This window comes from Spirosoma flavum (assembly GCF_042686045.1).
Classification (GTDB): Bacteria; Bacteroidota; Bacteroidia; order Cytophagales; family Spirosomataceae; genus Spirosoma; species Spirosoma flavum.
The window spans coordinates 1051362-1068940 of the sequence record NZ_JBHUOM010000002.1 but is presented as its reverse complement, the minus strand read 5'-3'; the positions used below and the strand labels follow the sequence as shown (position 1 = coordinate 1068940).

The 17579-nt window shown below is 45.5% G+C and carries 18 protein-coding genes; 8 read left to right on the top strand and 10 right to left on the bottom strand.

Annotated features, from left to right (window positions below; genetic code table 11):
• Positions 1 to 5: 5 nt before the first annotated feature.
• The 4 genes from ACFS25_RS09935 to ACFS25_RS09920 all read right to left on the bottom strand — a co-directional run bounded on the left by ACFS25_RS09935 (position 6) and on the right by ACFS25_RS09920 (position 3164).
• Positions 6 to 419: a response regulator gene (locus tag ACFS25_RS09935; protein WP_381499411.1), complete on the bottom strand. Its 414-nt coding sequence runs from the start codon at positions 417 to 419 to the stop codon at positions 6 to 8.
• 226 nt (positions 420 to 645) lie between these two features.
• Positions 646 to 1959 (bottom strand): sensor histidine kinase, encoded by a 1314-nt coding sequence (locus ACFS25_RS09930; RefSeq protein WP_381499408.1) that lies wholly within the window; start codon positions 1957 to 1959, stop codon positions 646 to 648.
• Between the two features lie 625 nt (positions 1960 to 2584).
• Entirely contained in the window at positions 2585 to 2761 is a 177-nt protein-coding gene (locus ACFS25_RS09925; protein ID WP_381499405.1) for a hypothetical protein, read from the bottom strand.
• 214 nt (positions 2762 to 2975) lie between these two features.
• Positions 2976 to 3164 carry a hypothetical protein gene (locus ACFS25_RS09920; RefSeq protein WP_381499402.1) on the bottom strand — a complete coding sequence of 63 codons (189 nt, stop codon included), beginning with the start codon at positions 3162 to 3164 and terminating at the stop codon, positions 2976 to 2978.
• A gap of 493 nt (positions 3165 to 3657) precedes the next feature.
• Here ACFS25_RS09920 and ACFS25_RS09915 point away from each other — a divergent pair, with 493 nt between their 5' ends.
• From ACFS25_RS09915 to ACFS25_RS09895, 5 genes are read left to right on the top strand one after another with little or no spacing between them, the layout of a single operon-like run.
• Positions 3658 to 3873 carry a hypothetical protein gene (locus ACFS25_RS09915; RefSeq protein WP_381499399.1) on the top strand — a complete coding sequence of 72 codons (216 nt, stop codon included), beginning with the start codon at positions 3658 to 3660 and terminating at the stop codon, positions 3871 to 3873.
• 42 nt (positions 3874 to 3915) lie between these two features.
• Positions 3916 to 5070, top strand: coding sequence for a zinc-dependent alcohol dehydrogenase (locus ACFS25_RS09910; protein ID WP_381499396.1), 1155 nt, complete (start codon positions 3916 to 3918; stop codon positions 5068 to 5070).
• Positions 5071 to 5081: 11 nt separating this feature from the next.
• The gene (locus ACFS25_RS09905) at positions 5082 to 5579 is read left to right on the top strand and encodes a hypothetical protein (protein WP_381499393.1); all 498 of its coding nucleotides are present in this window, start codon (positions 5082 to 5084) and stop codon (positions 5577 to 5579) included.
• A gap of 36 nt (positions 5580 to 5615) precedes the next feature.
• Complete coding sequence (locus ACFS25_RS09900; RefSeq protein ID WP_381499390.1) at positions 5616 to 5798, top strand: hypothetical protein; 183 nt, start codon at positions 5616 to 5618, stop codon at positions 5796 to 5798.
• Between the two features lie 29 nt (positions 5799 to 5827).
• On the top strand, positions 5828 to 6118 hold the full coding sequence (locus ACFS25_RS09895; RefSeq protein ID WP_381499387.1) for a hypothetical protein: 291 nt from the start codon (positions 5828 to 5830) through the stop codon (positions 6116 to 6118).
• 83 nt (positions 6119 to 6201) lie between these two features.
• On the opposite strand, the gene ACFS25_RS09890 is transcribed toward ACFS25_RS09895, so the two are convergent.
• The 3 genes from ACFS25_RS09890 to ACFS25_RS09880 all read right to left on the bottom strand — a co-directional run bounded on the left by ACFS25_RS09890 (position 6202) and on the right by ACFS25_RS09880 (position 8572).
• Positions 6202 to 7110 carry a manganese catalase family protein gene (locus ACFS25_RS09890; RefSeq protein ID WP_381499384.1) on the bottom strand — a complete coding sequence of 303 codons (909 nt, stop codon included), beginning with the start codon at positions 7108 to 7110 and terminating at the stop codon, positions 6202 to 6204.
• A 213-nt stretch (positions 7111 to 7323) separates the two neighbouring features.
• Positions 7324 to 7953: a DUF4142 domain-containing protein gene (locus ACFS25_RS09885; RefSeq protein ID WP_381499382.1), complete on the bottom strand. Its 630-nt coding sequence runs from the start codon at positions 7951 to 7953 to the stop codon at positions 7324 to 7326.
• A gap of 130 nt (positions 7954 to 8083) precedes the next feature.
• Positions 8084 to 8572: a ferritin-like domain-containing protein gene (locus tag ACFS25_RS09880; RefSeq protein ID WP_381499379.1), complete on the bottom strand. Its 489-nt coding sequence runs from the start codon at positions 8570 to 8572 to the stop codon at positions 8084 to 8086.
• Between the two features lie 634 nt (positions 8573 to 9206).
• On the opposite strand from ACFS25_RS09880, the gene ACFS25_RS09875 reads away from it, so the two are divergent.
• Positions 9207 to 9743 carry a hypothetical protein gene (locus ACFS25_RS09875; RefSeq protein ID WP_381499376.1) on the top strand — a complete coding sequence of 179 codons (537 nt, stop codon included), beginning with the start codon at positions 9207 to 9209 and terminating at the stop codon, positions 9741 to 9743.
• Between the two features lie 22 nt (positions 9744 to 9765).
• Here the strand turns inward: ACFS25_RS09875 and ACFS25_RS09870 are convergent, their stop codons facing one another.
• Positions 9766 to 10155 carry a hypothetical protein gene (locus tag ACFS25_RS09870; protein ID WP_381499373.1) on the bottom strand — a complete coding sequence of 130 codons (390 nt, stop codon included), beginning with the start codon at positions 10153 to 10155 and terminating at the stop codon, positions 9766 to 9768.
• A gap of 1007 nt (positions 10156 to 11162) precedes the next feature.
• On the opposite strand from ACFS25_RS09870, the gene ACFS25_RS09865 reads away from it, so the two are divergent.
• Both ACFS25_RS09865 and ACFS25_RS09860 read left to right on the top strand, forming a co-directional pair.
• Complete coding sequence (locus ACFS25_RS09865; protein WP_381499370.1) at positions 11163 to 11594, top strand: hypothetical protein; 432 nt, start codon at positions 11163 to 11165, stop codon at positions 11592 to 11594.
• The gene (locus ACFS25_RS09860; protein WP_381499369.1) at positions 11495 to 12493 is read left to right on the top strand and encodes a vanadium-dependent haloperoxidase; all 999 of its coding nucleotides are present in this window, start codon (positions 11495 to 11497) and stop codon (positions 12491 to 12493) included. Before ACFS25_RS09865 ends, ACFS25_RS09860 begins: the two co-directional genes overlap by 100 nt.
• 432 nt (positions 12494 to 12925) lie before the next feature.
• Here ACFS25_RS09860 and ACFS25_RS09855 read toward each other — a convergent pair whose 3' ends face one another.
• Positions 12926 to 14359, bottom strand: a complete 1434-nt coding sequence (locus tag ACFS25_RS09855; RefSeq protein ID WP_381499366.1) for a TolC family protein — start codon at positions 14357 to 14359, stop codon at positions 12926 to 12928.
• On the bottom strand, positions 14352 to 17555 hold the full coding sequence (locus ACFS25_RS09850) for an efflux RND transporter permease subunit (protein WP_381499363.1): 3204 nt from the start codon (positions 17553 to 17555) through the stop codon (positions 14352 to 14354). Before ACFS25_RS09850 ends, ACFS25_RS09855 begins: the two co-directional genes overlap by 8 nt.
• Between the last annotated feature and the right edge of the window lie 24 nt (positions 17556 to 17579).

Genomic DNA, 17579 nt, shown 5'->3' with positions numbered 1-17579 from the left:
CTACGTCAGGAGATCACAGACCCATTGGTATCAACCCAGTACGAACAGACTTGTTTAAATAGTTTCTTCATGGAATCTATCTTCATGGGTTTTGCCAAACAGGAGTTTGCTCCGGCCTCGTAACAGGCCTGAATTTCGCCTTCTGCTGTCTCACTGGTTACCATAACCACCGGAATTGGTTTCCAGTCCTGTCTTGCTTTCAGTTGCCTTAATATCTGTTGCCCACTCATGCTAGGCATATGTAGATCAAGTAATATTAAAGCTGGCTGTTCCAGACTCGTTTGTAGGCTACTGAGCATTGTCTCACCACTCGGGAAAAATAAAACTGCATACTCAGGTAAAGATTCAATAAATACATATTGAACCAGATTTAAATAGTCAACCTCATTATCGACTACATAAATTAAGTGCTTCTTCATGCAGACTTATCTTTCTTGTTTGTTGGAAACACTCTTTTTTACTGGTTAGACTCGCGGAGCAATTTTTGTTATCAGGTAACAAGCCAACCGAGACTAGTTTTATAAGTGCATCTGGCTTGGTAAATCAGCGAGGTGCATTATAAATAAAGATTTAACAGATCCTGGCGTGTGACTCTCAACAAGTATATGCGCTCGAGATAAGCGCTTTTCTTAGTGAAACAGGCAGTCATTCATCTGTATGTCTAGCGCTATAACGTATCGGTAGCCGAATACGAAATAAGGTACCCCGGCTCGTAATGCTTTCGATTTCCAGGCTAGCACTTAACAGTTCACATAACCGCTTAACAATCTGTAATCCTACTCCTTCTCCGTGATTGGCCTGATGGCTTAATTCACTAAGTTCATGACTGTTAGGAATAGTTGGCACATTTATGGGCAAAACGGTTACAGGTTCAGCGGCATCAACGGCTAGTACACTGGTTGCTTCAACTGTCGGCTTAAGCTGATCACCGAATAGGCCCGCTAACGTTGGGGGCAAACCCGGCCCTGAATCCTGGATGCTCACTAGCCAGCGGGCATCATTCTCCAGAGCCCAGGAAAGTGATATGAATCCAGTTGAGGTATACTTTAACGCGTTTAGCAGTAAGTTCTGCACGATCCGTTGCAGTTTGATTGGATCGGTTTCAATTTGTAAGGAAGCAGGACCTTCGGCTCTGAGGAGTAGGTTTCGTTCAACGGCGAGCGCTTGTCCACTCTGGGCCATTTCGTGAAGTAGGCGGGCGGCATCAATTGACTCAAGCCGGACTTGTTCTTCACCCGCTTCCAAACGGGATAAGTCCATCAAATTCGTTAGCATAACCTCCACGTTAGCCAGATTACGGTTCAACATATCTAAATACTGCTCCCGTTTTTCTTCACTTAATCCCTCAAGCTTTAGCATGTAAGCCGCTCCGTTGATGATTCCTAAACCCCCTTGCAGGTCATGGGTAGATGTTCGCAGCATATTGACCCGTTCCTGGGATAGGGCCGTCATTTTCTCGACGGCTTGTTGAAGTGCAGCCCCCCGCTGAACGGCTTCCAACCGTTGCAATTCATCATATTTAATTACACTACCTTCCATAGCTTCCTGCATAATCCGAGAAATATGCTGGTTGACGTTCAGTAAGAGTTGAGCATCTGTTTGGGGGAAAAGTCGTTGAAATCGTTTAAGCTCATCATAAAGAATTTGCGTTAAGTGGGATATTTCCCGCATCGTTTCGATTAAGGAGAAGGACTTTTGCCAGCGATGCAAGCCATGTGCCTGGGCGGTTATTGCCGTATCAGCTTCCGGTGATTTTCCCAGCAAACGCGCTTCCAGAATATCTAAAATCAGCGGAAGTAAGTTATTAAATTCCTCCCGACTCAGCGAAAAACCTTTAGCTAAAACGGTATCCTCCTGGCAAACTGTTCGCCAGTTGTTTAAGATGGTTTCCCGCTGAGCGAATAAGTAGGAAACTATGGTTGATAAAGGCTGGGGAGTATCTGATAGAGTGGGTTCCATACGGATGTGGCAAAAGCCTGACAATCAATTTATGTCCCTTCAACAGGGGTAAAAAAAAATCACTAAGTCAGCGGCCAGATGCTAGTTAAGTTATTGGCTATCAATTAAATATAAGATTTAATCACACAAAGTGATAACTATCCAACGCGCAGTTATCAGGTGCTACGATAATGAACTAGCCTCATTCCTTAATTAACTAGCAACTACCTTATTTTTATGCAACCAATCTAAATGATCGAATGAGTCTGGGCAGAAGCCTTCTCGCCTGATTCCTACAATAATAGAACAGCCTTAAGAAAATGTCAAGTCACCATACGAACTGACATTCTCAACCTACATGTCTGATCCAGTTGAAGCTTACTTGATAGTACCTATTGATTTTATCGTCACTGCTCGATTATGATTAAAATGCTCAGCGCCCCAAAAAATGATACACCTACTTATTGAACAGAGCCTGTTACAGGTTATATGGAGAAATAACTGGTAGCAATGAGGATACGGCCTAGATTACTATACTAATTTGTTCTTCCTAGTGGGATGTGGTAAGGTTATTACGTTCAGTTTACCTAAGCTGGCACGTATTTTAACTGGGCAGCTAATTCCGTCAGGAGAGTTAGAACCTGGGTTACATTGTCAAGTTGATAGTGTGCCTGAGTGGCTTTGGTGCCGATTCGGGTAAATCCAGCGATTTCACAGCCGTTACCAGGCCCCCCGCCGATGATTTGACGGACGTCACTCGGTTTTCGGTCTTGAACAAAAAGGGTAAGCGATACGAGATAATGATTAAGCGATTATCCTTCATACTAATGTGAGTAAATAATGTACTGACATCCTGTCAAACCAACTGCTTTCTCCGGGTTAAACGGGATCAGGCAGACAGATAAATTGAAGCGTTTAGCTTAAAAGATGGCCGTATAAAAAGGGCGTTTTCACCTGAAAACGCCCCGAACCTAACTAGATTTAATTTGCTTAAAATCGTCTGGTCACCAGTGATCACCGACAATCTTATACCAATGTTAATCGGTGTTTGTCGTCAACATAGTGTCATCCTGTTCCTCTACGTGAGAATCCATACCCTCTATGGGGCTATCGTCGGGTGAATCATTTCCGGGCAACGTAGTTGCTTTGTCGGAGCGATCCATTAAGCCCGCTGGCGAAATGGCCTGTTTAGCCCGAATAATGGCTTCTTTCTCTTCGTCTTCCATGATGTTTTTGCTAAGTTGTTTTAAGGATATTGAATCAATAAATTTTAAGTTAATTCATTGATTATCAGTAGTTTACTTACTCTGTAGACGGGCAGTTCACAAGTAAAATCGTCTGGTGTTTTCGTTCGATCAAGATCGGAACACCTTAATCTATACCACTATCACCTTAAAGCTTCTTCTTTGCCAGTGGTCCAAGTGAGGCAACGGCCTGGCATAGACCTAACCACACGGTAAAAGACCTTTTTGGGAAGATCCACTGAATACATTCACATGTAGGGTACCGTTGCCTTACTTCCGGCGATAGCAGATGGCTATGCACAGGAGGGATAAGGTTTGCTACTAATGTGATCATCACCTACGTAAACCAACTCAACGAATGAAAAAAATCATAATGACCGTCGCCATGACGGTGCTCGTAGGCAGCATAAGCGGATGGGCTCAGTCAGGTGTCAACACGCAGAGCAGCACAGGTAAGGCGAAAAACAGCTAAATCATGGGAAAAGGCGTGCCCTTCAATAAAGATGCGGAACAGCAGGGCCGGGCAGGAACGAAGGGGACAGGTCAGGTTTCGGGTAGTTCATCGACCGGATCAGGGTCATCCAAATCGGGGCAATCCGGCACTTCGACAGGAACAGCCTCGGGAAAAGGTAACATGAAGGGTGGAAACAAAACGGGAAATAGTGCGTCCGCCCAAAAGGGCAACCAGTAGGTTATCCAGATAAATAATTAACAGTAAAAAAGATATACGCTTATGTTAGCCATGAATTACCGGGGCCCCTACAGGGTCCGGGCCGCCCAAAAACCCTATCCCGAGATTCTACATCCCAGCGATGCCATCGTTCGGGTAACCCGTTCCTGCATTTGCGGATCGGATTTGCACCTGTACCACGGACTTGTTCCTGACACCCGTGTAGGGATGACGTTCGGACACGAATTTATTGGCGTCGTCGAAGAAATTGGCTCATCGGTTCAAAAATTGTCCGTAGGCGACAACGTCATTGTTCCATTCAATGTGGCCTGTGGAACCTGTGCCTTTTGCAAGCAAGGTCTTTTTGGTAATTGCCATGAATCGAATCCGCAGGCCACGGCAGTAGGAGGCATATTTGGCTATTCCCATACGGCTGGTGGCTATGATGGCGGACAAGCTGAGTTTGTTCGGGTACCTTACGCCGACGTGGGTCCTACGATTATTCCGGACTGGATGGATCATGATGATGCGGTTCTGTTAACCGATGTTGTGCCAACGGGGTATCAGGCAGCCGAGATGGGCGGAATAAAGACGGGCGATACGGTCGTAGTTTTCGGCGCTGGGCCTGTGGGTATTATGGCTGCCAAGTGCGCCTGGTTGTTTGGCGCAGGTCGCGTCATTGTTATCGATCACCTGGAGTACCGGCTCGACTTCGTTCGGAACTATGCCCAGTGTGAAGCCTATAATTTCCGGTCGATGGAAGACCCCGTTTTATTTATCAAGAAAACCACTGACTGGTTTGGGGCCGACGTTTGTATTGATGCCGTAGGCAGTGATGCGTCGGGCAGCGCCTTACAAACCATTACAGGAAAGAAATTACTGCTCCAGGCGGGTTCCGCTACGGCGCTTCACTGGGCGATAAATTCGGTTAAGAAAGGGGGTATCGTGTCAATTGTGGGCGTGTATGGTCCCACCGATAACCTAGTTCCAATTGGTAACGTAGTGAACAAAGGGATCACTATTCGGGCTAATCAGGCTTCGGTGAAACGCTTGCTGCCCAGGCTCATCGACCATATTCAGGCTGGGCGTCTGAACCCGAAGGCCATCATTACGCACCGGGTGCCTTTAGAAGAAGTTGCCGATGCCTATCATATTTTTTCGGCTAAACTGGACAATTGCATCAAACCCATTCTCATTCCCCCATCCGCCAGAAAATAAGTCAACTAATTATGGAACCGACACCAAACGAGTATTCCCATATTAACGGGTGGGGAGTAGATGCCGACCCAAAAAACGAGCCTACGTACCCTATAAAAAATTACACTGGCGACGATCACAAACGGCTCAACTGGGAAAGACCCCCGCTTCAGGAAGTAACCGTAGAAATTCTCAAATCCAACGAACGACCAAATCTCACCGCTGTTTTTGGTACGTCTACTCCTCCATCTGGCCTGAGTGGTATTATCCGACGGTACGCGTTCAAATCAAGTGAATCCGAATACGGCCACTGGCTTCCTTTACTGCTGGCCGATCGAATCAACGTAGTGGAAGGGATCGTAGATGATCTGCGGCAAGGGCATATACCGAATATTTTTGCCGAAAAGGGTTGGAAAGCCGACTGGAAATTCAACCGCATAGGGTTGGCAAAAAACGTGCTCATCGGGGTAGTTGTCACTACGACAGTGGTCGCGTTGCTGTTACGAAAAAAGAAGAAGTCAATTGTGTAAAGCGATTTAAAGCGCTTTTATAGCACTTGAACGCGTATGAAACTCAAGACTATTGTTGAGCAGATTCAACACGAAAGTAAGGTCATGCAGGGTGAGGCTAATAAGGATATGACCTATGCTAGTCAGCATACGTATCCTGACGAATCGGCGGCCAGAGAAGCGTTTGCCAACTCTGTAACGAAATTGCTACATGTGAATGGCTGGTCGCCTATATACTGACGGGTTACGCGTATAAACGGTTCGCCAACGTGCCGGTTGTTGTGTATGCTGACTATCCCATTTATCAGGCCGAATACCAGTTAACCAGCAAAACCAGTGGTTATCTAATTCTACGGCTGGCAGGTACAGCCACCTATTACTGTCGGGTACGGTTGCTGGCCAAAAGCGGAGCCCTGCCCACGGTACATCTCTACGATGAGGACGTTTCCGACAGCGATCCGCTCAAGCCCAGCGAAACAGCTAAAACGTTTCAGGAGTGTCAGGTTCTAGGGAATCAACAGCTACGGCTGGAATGGAATCGAGATAAGAACGCCTTATAAAGTGTTCTATTGTTATAAAAAGAGACTCACCTTTAATTAAAGGTGAGTCTCTTTTTATAACAATAGTCAATAAATGTTCGGGCTTAATAGTCGTATTTAATGCCCATTTTCTTTGCCATATCGGAGAACACCTGAGGGTCGAAATCCTCTGTGCCCGGCGCATTCAATTGCGGTTCCTCGTCCAAGTCAGGGACTGGATAGCCGGGCATTCCGCCTTCTACGACGTAGCACTCCTGACCGTCATCGGGGTGTGGTCCATTCCAGATCAAACCCGACTGTTTATAATCGTCCTGGCTGAAGGTGTATAAGGATAAATGGAGCTTTTGTTCCATAAATTTCCGGGCTTCAGGAAAAGCGTTATTACTTAGGTTAGGTATGGGCAAAAGTTTGGTCACTTCTACACCCGTTAATTTCTCCAGTGCTTTGGCATAGGCTACTACGTGCAATCCCCCACGTACCAGCAAATAACCTACCATAGTACGCGCCGTTGGGTCTGTCACCATTTCATAAGCCTTTATCTTGTTGGCCCGTGCGCCACATTCCAGAAAAAAATTATGGAGCAGATCCAGCTTTAAATTACCACTGCTAAATACATTCTGACCAGTCCAGAAATTACCCATCGAATCAACGGGTAGTGAGCCTTGCCCACTGGCGATATAATGATACGTGTTGCGGGCATTGGCGGCATCAGCAAGTGGACCCGCGACAGGGTCATGTCCACGTTTCGTTACACCTGTTAGCAATAGATTAATGGCATAGGAAACCACCTCGATGTGGCCATATTCTTCACCAGCGATACTGGCGATAACATCATAAAAGGGGCGTATTTTCTTGCGGCCCCGAAAATTGAAGGATTGAAACGTGTAGTTCATCAGCGTGGACATCTCGCCGAATTTACCCCCTAACAGTTCCTGAATGGCAGCTGCATCGTTGGCAGAAGGGTTTTTGGGCATGGGCAACTCAATAGGAAGCCGGTCCATCTTTAAAATCATAACCTTGTGGTTTAGTAAGGAAACCTGAAACACTTGTTCACTAACCCAACCCACTCCCGTTCAGCATAGTTATAAACGAACAGTCCCCTACGAGGCAACGGACCTGCTCGTCTAAAATCACATAATTCTCAACTGGTAGCAAACATCTATAAATCAGTAAGGGTGATGACCTTAGACGTCACCACCCTTACTGATTTATGAAAAAGATTTACCTCACAACTTATTCATGATCTGCTTGGCTACGGTTAAGTGAGTTTTTACCAGCGGATGAGCCGCCTTAGCAACGCCCAGCAAACTAGGATCAGATGCACTTGACTTCACCGTCGACATCACTTTGTCGAGTTTCTCATGCCCTTTCACGCCACTTTCGCTCACGTACATTTTGTCCAAAGCAGCGCCAGACATACCTTGCAATTTGGTAACCATCGCTTGAGTTTCTGGGTCGGGAGTCGAGGGTAAGGTGATGCCTTTAGCGTCAGCAATTTCTTTCAATTTCGCTGATAGTCCCGTTTGTTCATCGACTTCAGCCTGCGCCAGTTGACGAACTTCCTCATTGCTGGCCTTTTGCAGAGCCACCTTGCTCACCTCCAGCTGCATCATACCCCCTTTAGCCACCTGCATCATCAGACCTTGATCGGCAGCAGAAAGCTTGGCCGGGCTAGCCGTCACAGCTCCTACGGCAGCTGCCCCTTTCTTGTTTTGGCTATCGAATTCGGCTTTACTTTCTTTGCCTACCTGGGTGGTTGTACCAGCGCTCATGGCTCCACTGTTCTGCTGGGCGAAGCAAGCGCCTGTTAGGCACAGGGTCATTAGCAAGCCCATTGAAATTGACTGAATTTTCATAACGTGTTGAGTTATTAATCTAGGTAAAACTATAGTGTTTGCTGCCTAACGACTTGCCAGAGGCAACCGTTTGAGGATTTAGCAAAACTCACAAAAACAATTTTGAGAATTAGTTTTTGATTTAATTCGGCTACAATTGAGCCGCTTTTTGATTCACCGAAGTCGTCGCAACATAGGTTAGTTTCTCATCGGCGGCTTTTTCTTCCTTCAACGTTGTTTCCAGTATGTTGGCAATCTGGTCCAGACCGGTTTGTAGAGCCAGTGTTCGGGCCGTACCATAGCTGGCAATTTCGTAATGTTCCATTTTTTGGGCGGCTCCAATAATAGCCGCATCCGCTAAGGGACCATCCTTTAGTTGAGCCAGTAAGTCCTGAGCTTCTTCAATGAGCCCCTGCATGGCCATACAGGTTTCCCCATCGGGGTCAATCCCCAACTGCTTGGCAATCTGCTCCAGTCGGGTAACCTGACTTTCCGTCTCCCGTTGATGAACGTGTAAGGCTTGTCGAAGCTGTTCATTTTGTACCCGTTGAACTAACTGGGGCATCGCTTCAAGCGCTTGTGTCTCGGCTGAGTACAGATCCTGGATCGTGTGCTCAAAAAATTCATCCATTGTTTGCATACATGTATCGTTAAGATGCTTTATTCTCGTTGACTACAGACAAAACGCCGACTGTAGGTCCATAGATTAGAATAAAACTCTTCGAGTGAGGCAGCGGTCTGGACTCGAAATAAGACTTGTTTGGAGATAGTTGGAAACAGCCTGGCAGATAAATTGTCCAAAAATCAACGTATGGACACAAGCTTAACTAAGTTAGAATTCAAATTCCTTGGTATTTTTCCAGCGAATATCAGCCGGTTAAATGAATGCAGACCTTTGAAAAAAGAAGCTAGTTGGCTCATCATACAGCTCACCTTATACCCTTTATCCTATTGACAAAATGGCTTGCCTACTATAGCAGAGAACAAGTACGAAATATGGATTAAGAATTTGTGCCCTATATCGTGGCAAGACCAGTCTCCACTGATTAATCGACTTGAAACAAGCGTAGGTGAGACTGACAATATTTAGCTATGGATAAATTAGGCTGGTCGTAATTTTCCGAATAAGGTCAACCTAAGGCTATTCTATTACAAAGCCGCTAAACACTATCGACTATTTCTTATAGTATTCATATAAAAATTAAACTTATAGTTAACAACATAGTTGATTTACTTATAACAGGTTATAATATGACGCTATAAAAGTATCTATAATGGGAAACGTTAATAGACCGCTCGGCAAGTTGTTGGAACAATATGTATTCATGGCTACAGCCAACTTTATCGATCTAGTTGATGAGAAAACGCAAACCAAACTAATCAGGTTATTTATTAATGTTGATCAAGCATCTCCAACGATGGAAAACGACATCGGTTTTACCCACAACCACCAGGCCGAGCTTTCATATGACTTACAGGATGATTTGCCTACCGAATCTTGTACGGTAGATTTGGAAAAGCAGTGGCAAAAGGCACTCAGCCAACCTCCTGCGCTCAACCACACTTATCAGGATGAGCATAATAAAAATAACAAACACTTAGTAAGCGTTTATCAAACCCAGATAGAACATACCCTGGTTAATATCGCTAAAGTAGAAAAGTTGGTAGAGAGGGCTGAAAAGACCATAATTGGTACCTCTGAAACTAGTCCGTTGATTGATCATTATCAATCGTTAAAAGATAGATATTTAGTTTACTTAGCTAAAATTCAGGCTCTTCAACAACAGCAATTCAGTAAATTAAACCAATAATTATCGATTAGGTAGCACAAGGTTAAGAGGCCGACACACTAACCAAGTGAAGCCTGATTTGTGCGTGTTGATTCAATTGATTTATAATAATGGTATGATCAGCTAGCTTTTTATAATTTTTTTCAATGATAGGCTGTTTGAGCTTAGTAAGTTGGTCCATGTCCTGGTGTAACTTTTCTAATTCACTTCGTACCGTAATAGCTAACGTTACTAGTTGATTAACAGGACACTGATCTCTGTACGGATCATACCTCATCTGTTCTTGTTGCACTACTTCTTTATTTATATAGGTATACATTTGCCCATAATATGTATATAATTTGGAAATGGCCTCAAGCCAGTCAGCTACTACTTTCTCGGGCTTAAATTCATCTTTATTCGATACATTACTTCCTGATAGATAATTCATCATACCTTGTTTTATTTAATTTAGTAAAGCACATAGTTTCGTAAAATGTTTCATAATAAACTATATGTTAAGTATAGTTTATTATTCGGTATACTTATAAATATCTTGTTTAACGTCTTTAAGTATAAGTTTACATATTAAGTAAATAAATTTTCTCTTTCACCCGACCCACAAGAATTTACAGATTTAGCATTTTTGTTATACTTACTCTTTTATTGACCGTTGACGTACAGCGAAACCGTGAGCAAGTCGGCTATTTTTATAGCAGGGCAATCGCTTTGTCTACGTGGAGTGTGTGCAATCTTTAGTTGATAATTACTTTATTCTAGTAACATAATCAGATGGCTTTTGGAAGTCTTCGTGTTTTCTCGTATCTCGCAGTATGGAGATTGAAAAAAAGCCATTCTTGAAGATTGGTGACGCCCTCGATATCATGATGGTCCTTGCCCTGCTGGCTACGGGCGTCCTACTGGGGCTGTGTGTATATTTATTTTTCTAGCTCCGGTCTCATGGTTAATCGTCAAGGTGTATGGTTATGCGGTTTACTAAACCGGGCCGGAAACCAATCATTATTGATTGTCTCGACCAGTCGCTCGGTTCTGGATAAGGTATAACCGGCCCAACTTCTTAATGTGCCTTTATTCTTTTTCACAAAAAAAATTCGGCACCGTACACTCGACCTTTCCCAAAAAGCAGCCCCCAGCAACAAACTGGTTGAGCAGCATATCCGAACCGGGCAAATAGTCAATCGTTGCCGGCCCGACCTGGTTTTTCACAGTACCGTATTTAGAGGAATTTCTTGAACATTGACACGTACAAAAAGCGTCCACCTACGCTAGTAGCAAACCAGCTTACCGTTTACTAAAAAGAAAGGTCGACTACGAAAAAAGTGAGGATCAACGTGGCTTTGTTTTCTACATTGAAACATGTGGCCAACTCAACAGACCTATACCTAGTGTTATTTTACCCAGCCATATCCGTTTGGAATTTACTCCTAAGGTCCATCTTATATGCACTGGTCTATCAACTTTCATCGCTTCCTGCAGACTCCTATTTGGCTGCTGGCTTGTGCTCTACTGACCGCATCCCACCCGGTCCCTCAGCGAGATATCCCCCCAGCGGCCACTTTCTCCTCGCAGGTAGTCACCTCCTGGTTAACCCTGCAACTCCAACTCACCCAAACTACACCTGCTCCGCCGCCCTTTACTGTCCGGCGATTTGCCTATACAGGCATTGCCCTCTACGAATCCGTTGTTCCGGGATTGGCCAGCTATCAGTCCATGGCTACCCAACTAAACGGGCTTCCTCCTTTGCCCAAGCCTGCTGCCAGGCTGAACTACTATTGGCCCGCCTGTGCCAATGCCGCTATGGCAACTATGAGCCGCTACTTTCACCCCATGACCTCTGCCCTGCCGCCAACAAAGCCGCCATCGACTCGCTAGAAGCGGCTAATACTGCTCTCTACCAAAAAGATAGACCCCTGGATGAGTTGAATCGTTCAGCCGATTTTGAAAAAACGATTGCTACAGCCGTCTTCGAGTGGTCAAAAACCGATGGCTATGATAACACTACGCCCTTTAGCCTACCGGCTGGCGAAGGCTTGTGGGTACCTACCCCGCCGGGCCTTTTTAAAGCGGCTCTACCAAATTGGGGTAAAAATCGGCTTCTAGTCTCTGGCAGTGATATGGGAACGGATCAGCAAGAACCTATCCCCTATTCGATAGCCCCATCATCGGCTTATTACGTCCAGGTTAAAGAAGTATATGACATTTCCAAGAGCCTGACCCCTGAACAGAAAACGATTGCCTTATTTTGGGCAGACGATCCGGATGGTAAAAGCTATGGAGGTGGGCACTGGATGTCAATTTTGAATCAGGTGCTCGCCCTTCAGAAGCCCCCATTAGATGTAGCCACACTGGCCTATGCTCAGATGGGGATAGCTTGCTCAGAGGCTGCCATCTGTATCTTTAAAGAGAAGTATAAATACAATGGTTGTCGACCCGTTACATACATCCGCACGGTGATGAATGAACCTAGTTGGAATGCGCTGATCGCCACTCCACCTCATCCTGAATATCCTTCGGGTCATGCGCTGATTTCGGGGGCTGCTGCCCAGACCTTGACCCAGTTATTCGGGGCCAATTATACATTCACGGACAATTCATACCGCTTGGTGGGCTTCCCTGGGCGTTTGTACCACTCGTTTGAAGAAGCGGCTATCGAGGCTGGCAACTCGCGCGTGTATGCGGGTATCCATTATCGCCAATCCTGCGATGTAAGCCGGGAGCAGGGTAAATTGATCGCCCGTAATGTGGCGCAGAAAGTAAAATTTAAACGGTAATAACTACACTTAGTACAGTCGTCGAGAAGCCTACGTTAACTGACAGAGACCCGCTCTAGCAGCCACGTTCCAGGGAGATACGTTCGGCTAACATTAGTTCAATCCGCTGTTTACACTCGCTTGGCACTTTCAGCGCATGCGCATTATAAAGGCCACGGGGCATAAGCGGGTCGGCAATCAGACACTTACTGCTCACCCACTAGCTATAAAACATTCCGCTTGTTAGTGGGACTGCCATCTTAAATTTCTGTCGTATCGGCAACCCGGTTGAGAATGAGGTAAAAAGAATCGAGCGAGACCGCATTAACGGCCCCGCTCGATTCTTCGTATCATCCTTTAAACCTAAGGCATACGCTCTCTATACTGCAATCCAGTCTATATAATTTTCGACTAGTTTTCTGAACAGCTTATTCATTGGTTGACATCACGTATTTATTTCCATCCGCCACCCAGTGCCCGGTACGTATTAACCTGAGCATTCATTTGCTGCATTCTGGTTTCAATAAGCTCTATTCTTGCTTCCAGTACATCACGCTGAGTCAGCAGCACTTCCATGTAATCAGCTCTTGCTGAGGTGAATAACTTAAGCGATATGCTGGTTGACTGAGTAAGGGCTTGCACCTGATTATTTTTTGTGTTGTATTTCTTTTCCAGGTTGTCAATATTTGACAACTGATTCGCCACCTCGATATACGCATTCAGAACCGTTTTCTCGTAACTATAAACGGCCTGTATTTGCTTTGAATTAGCACTTTTATACGTAGCCGTAATGGCATTCTTATTGATCAATGGTCCGGCTAAACCACCTACCAGAGAAGCAACTAATGATTGAGGAGCGTTCAGCAAATACAGCGGATTGTAGGACATAACACCCAAAAATGCTGAAACAGTTAGCGAAGGATAAAAATTTGCCCTTGCTACGACCACATCCAGCTTAGCGGCCTCTAAACTTAATTCAGCTTGCTTAATGTCAGGCCGATTCGCCAGTAACTGCGACGGAATACCCGCGTTAGGTTTAATAGGCGTTAAGTCAACAAAACTCTGGGAATTCCGTTGAACATGTTGCGGAAATCGACCCACCAAATAGTTGATTCGGTTTTCCGTTTCGACAATCCGTTGTTGATATTCGAACTGAAGACTCTGCGTTTTGAATACTTCGGCCTCAAACCGGCGCACAGCCAGTTCGGTCACTTTAGCAGCTTCTTTTTCCTGCCTTGTAATGGATAGGGCATTATTAAGAATGATAAGGTTGTTCTTAATGATATCCAGTTGATTATCATAAGCCATCAGCTCATAATAATTATTGGCGACTTCGGCAACCAGATTGGTAACCTGGAAATTTTTCCCTTCAACAGAAGCCAGGTAAGTATATACGGCCGCTTTTTTGGAGTTACGCAGTTTACGCCAAATGTCCACCTCCCAACTGACAGTCGGGCCAAAATACAGATTCGGCAAAACAGTGGGTGTTCGCACACCTGGCCTTATTTCTGTATAATCATCGGCAGCTCCCTGGCTGGTGTAGCGGGACACTTTGTCAACACCCGCTCCCCCGCCAAGACTAACGAAGGGCCGATAGGCCCCGGCTCTGGCTAACACTTCGTTATTGGCCACCTGAATGTCCTGTAACGTAATGTTCAGGTCCTGGTTGTTATACAAAGCTGTATCAATCAGGGACGACAGGTTAGGATCGGTGAAATAACTCCGCCAAATCGTCTTTGCCGAGTTGGTAGAGTCCTGCGAGTCGTAAAAACTCGCAGGTACTGATTTATTCTCTGTTCTCTGAACCAGGCGCGGTACAGTACAGCCGCTAAAGAATAGGGCAACCAACGTTATCCCTACCCAAGTCAATCGTCTTTTATTACGCATTATCTTCAACTTCTTCAGGTTGTGGAAAATTGTCTACTGCATGAACCATACCTTCAGTCAACGAATGATCTTCTTCATCTTTAATCAACTGGCGACCATCGGCCAACGTGCCAAATATGTAGTACAATCCAGGGATGATGATGACCCCGAAAACGGTTCCGAATAACATACCACCCATAGCAGAAGCACCAATGGTACGGTTACCAATAGCACCGGCACCCGTTGCGCTAATCAACGGTATCAAGCCAGCCACAAAGGCGAATGAGGTCATTAAGATCGGGCGGAAACGGACCCTGGCCCCTTCAATAGCTGCGTTCAGAATCGTTTCTCCTTGCTGTCGCTTCTGAACGGCAAACTCAACGATCAGTACGGCATTTTTACCCAACAAACCAACCAGCATGATGAGTCCGATCTGGGCATAAATGTTGTTCTCCAGCCCCATTAACTTGAGCAACAAAAACGAACCGAATATCCCAACCGGCAGCGATAACACCACGGCAAAAGGAATTATAAAACTTTCGTACTGGGCTGCCAACACGAAGTAAACGAAGGATAATACAATCAGGAACACATACAGCGTCTCATTCCCTCGGATCGATTCATCGTAAGAAAGACCCTCAAAAGCGATGTCGTATCCTCTTGGCAACGTCTTTTTGGCAACTTCCCGTATGGACTGAATGGCATCGGCTGTGGTAAATCCCTTAGCCGGAAGGCCCTGAATAGCGGCTGAATTATACAAATTGAACCGGGTAATTTCATTGGGGCCCTGGCCTTTTTTAAGCTTCATAAATGCTGAGTAGGGCACCATTTCTCCCTGATCGTTTTTAACAAAAAGCTTTAAAAGATCGGATGGGAGCCTTCTGAAGCTAGGATCGGCCTGTACGTACACTTTGAAGAACTGGTTAAACTTGGTAAACCCTTGTTCGTAGGTACTACCAATCATGATATTGAGGTTATCCATCGCTTTTCCGATAGATACGCCTTTTTGCATGGCCAGATTATTGTCTATCTCCAGTTCGTACTGCGGATAATTGGCCGAAAAGAAGGTAAATAAGCCCGTGAGCTCTTTACGCTTGCCCAAATTCGCCATGAATTCCTTGTTGATTTTATCAAACTCACGATAGTCCGTGTCGGTTGTTTTATCCAGTAAACGCATGGAAAAACCGCCTGACGTACCAAATCCAGGAATAGCCGGTGGCTCAAAGAATTCAACCACAGCCCCAAGGCTCCTTGTTTTCCCTTCCAACTCTTCCATGATTTCCTTCACGTTATGCTCGCGATCTCCCCAAGGTTTTAGGTTGATCAGACACGTACCGGCATTGGAACCCCGTCCTTCTGTCATGATCTCGTAACCGGCCAGCGACGATACCGATTCTATTCCCGGAACTTCTTCACAAATTTTCTGAAGCCGTCGGGAAACCTCGTTCGTTTTTTCCAGAGTAGAACCCGGTGGCGTCTGGATAATGGCATAAATAGTACTCTGGTCTTCGTTCGGAATAAATCCGGCTGGCAGAATTTTATTTTCGTAGGCTATTCCCAGACAGAAACCTATCAATATCAGGAACGTAAGGACTCTTCGGCTGACGATTAATTTTAACAAGCTCACATATCGTCCGGTCAGTTTATCAAATACCCTATTGAAACTGTCGAGCGCTCTGGTCAGCAGGTTTTTCTTTTTGGCATGTCCGTGACTATTTTTCAACAACATGGCACATAACACGGGCGTCAGCGTTAGGGCGATCAAAGCCGAAATCACAATGGAACTGGCCATAGTGATGGAGAATTGCCGGTAAAAAGTACCGACCGGACCCGACATAAATGAAATAGGCAGGAATACCGACACCATCACCAGGGTAATGGCAATAATGGCTCCGCTGATCTCACCAAGCACTTTTCTTACCGCATTAAAGGGCGATATGCCCGGCTCTTCTTCAAACTTGGCGTGGACGGCCTCGACGACGACAATCGCATCATCGACCACAATACCAATGGCCAGCACCAGGGCAAAGAGTGTAATTAAGTTGATGGAAAGCCCGAAAGCCTGAATAACGAAAAACGCCCCGATTAAGGATACCGGAACCGCAAGGATCGGTATCAGGGTAGAACGCCAGTCACCCAGGAATATGAAAACAACCAAGGCAACCAGTAAAAACGCGTCCCGCAGGGTGTCAATTACCTGCTCGATAGACGCATCTAGGAAGTTGGAAACGTCATAGCTGATTTTATAGTCCACCCCCGGAGGAAAGGAGGTTTTCATTATCTCAAGCTTCTTTTTTACTTCTTCAATTACATCACTGGCATTACTGCCATAGTTTTGCCGCAACACAATGGCTGCCGACGGATGGCCATCCAGGTTAGAATAAATGTCAAAGAATTCGCTGCCTAGTTCAACTCGGGCTATATCCCGTAAATGGATGCTTTGCCCTTCTGAATTGGCCCGGATAATGATACCTTCATACTCCTTTGGCTCGGTATACCTGCCTTTGTATGTGAGTACGTATTCCAGCGATTGGGCAGCAATACCGGAGCTTTGACCGATCCGGCCTGGGCGACCTACAATACTTTGCTCCCCAACTGCCGTCATTACCTCTTCTACAGAGATATTGTAGGCCCGCATGCGCTCTGGGTTCAACCAAAGGCGCATCGCATATCGCCGACTACCCAGTATTTGTGCTCTGGCGATCCCTTTGGTCCGCTGGATTTCGGGGATCATTTTAACGGTGGCGTAGTTGAACAGGAATTTTTCGTCAATGCTCTTTTCCTTAGAATAGAGATTGACGTACATCAACATACTGGGTTGAACAGGCGAGATAATAACCCCTTCACGCTGCACCAGTTCGGGCAAGAGCGGCATAACCTGATCCACCCTTGTTTTCACCCGGATAACGGCGACGTTAGCGTCTGTTCCCGGTTCAAAAATAATCCGAAGCGTAGCCTCACCAGCACTGGTTGCATCGGTAGCTATATACCGCATATCCTGAACGCCGTTGATCGCCTGTTCCAAGGTAATCAGCGTGGATTTCACCAATACATCGGCACTGGCTCCGGGATAAGCAATAAATATATTGACCGTTGTAGGGGCAATATCGGGGAATTGAGAGATAGGTAACTTCGTGATAGCCAGTATGCCGATAAAGACGATCATGATTGATATCACAATAGCGAATACGGGCCTGCGGATGAATTTACTAAACATAGCTTCGGATTTTAGAATGTCTGA

Coding starts and splice junctions, on each gene's coding strand:
- ACFS25_RS09920 (WP_381499402.1), bottom strand. CDS start 3,164: ATGGAAGACGAAGAGAAAGAAGCCATTATTCGGGCTAAACAGGCCATT.
- ACFS25_RS09925 (WP_381499405.1), bottom strand. CDS start 2,761: ATGAAGGATAATCGCTTAATCATTATCTCGTATCGCTTACCCTTTTTG.
- ACFS25_RS09890 (WP_381499384.1), bottom strand. CDS start 7,110: ATGATTTTAAAGATGGACCGGCTTCCTATTGAGTTGCCCATGCCCAAA.
- ACFS25_RS09885 (WP_381499382.1), bottom strand. CDS start 7,953: ATGAAAATTCAGTCAATTTCAATGGGCTTGCTAATGACCCTGTGCCTA.
- ACFS25_RS09910 (WP_381499396.1), top strand. CDS start 3,916: ATGTTAGCCATGAATTACCGGGGCCCCTACAGGGTCCGGGCCGCCCAA.
- ACFS25_RS09905 (WP_381499393.1), top strand. CDS start 5,082: ATGGAACCGACACCAAACGAGTATTCCCATATTAACGGGTGGGGAGTA.
- ACFS25_RS09935 (WP_381499411.1), bottom strand. CDS start 419: ATGAAGAAGCACTTAATTTATGTAGTCGATAATGAGGTTGACTATTTA.
- ACFS25_RS09870 (WP_381499373.1), bottom strand. CDS start 10,155: ATGATGAATTATCTATCAGGAAGTAATGTATCGAATAAAGATGAATTT.
- ACFS25_RS09900 (WP_381499390.1), top strand. CDS start 5,616: ATGAAACTCAAGACTATTGTTGAGCAGATTCAACACGAAAGTAAGGTC.
- ACFS25_RS09880 (WP_381499379.1), bottom strand. CDS start 8,572: ATGCAAACAATGGATGAATTTTTTGAGCACACGATCCAGGATCTGTAC.
- ACFS25_RS09915 (WP_381499399.1), top strand. CDS start 3,658: ATGGGAAAAGGCGTGCCCTTCAATAAAGATGCGGAACAGCAGGGCCGG.
- ACFS25_RS09850 (WP_381499363.1), bottom strand. CDS start 17,555: ATGTTTAGTAAATTCATCCGCAGGCCCGTATTCGCTATTGTGATATCA.
- ACFS25_RS09930 (WP_381499408.1), bottom strand. CDS start 1,959: ATGGAACCCACTCTATCAGATACTCCCCAGCCTTTATCAACCATAGTT.
- ACFS25_RS09855 (WP_381499366.1), bottom strand. CDS start 14,359: ATGCGTAATAAAAGACGATTGACTTGGGTAGGGATAACGTTGGTTGCC.
- ACFS25_RS09875 (WP_381499376.1), top strand. CDS start 9,207: ATGGGAAACGTTAATAGACCGCTCGGCAAGTTGTTGGAACAATATGTA.
- ACFS25_RS09865 (WP_381499370.1), top strand. CDS start 11,163: ATGCACTGGTCTATCAACTTTCATCGCTTCCTGCAGACTCCTATTTGG.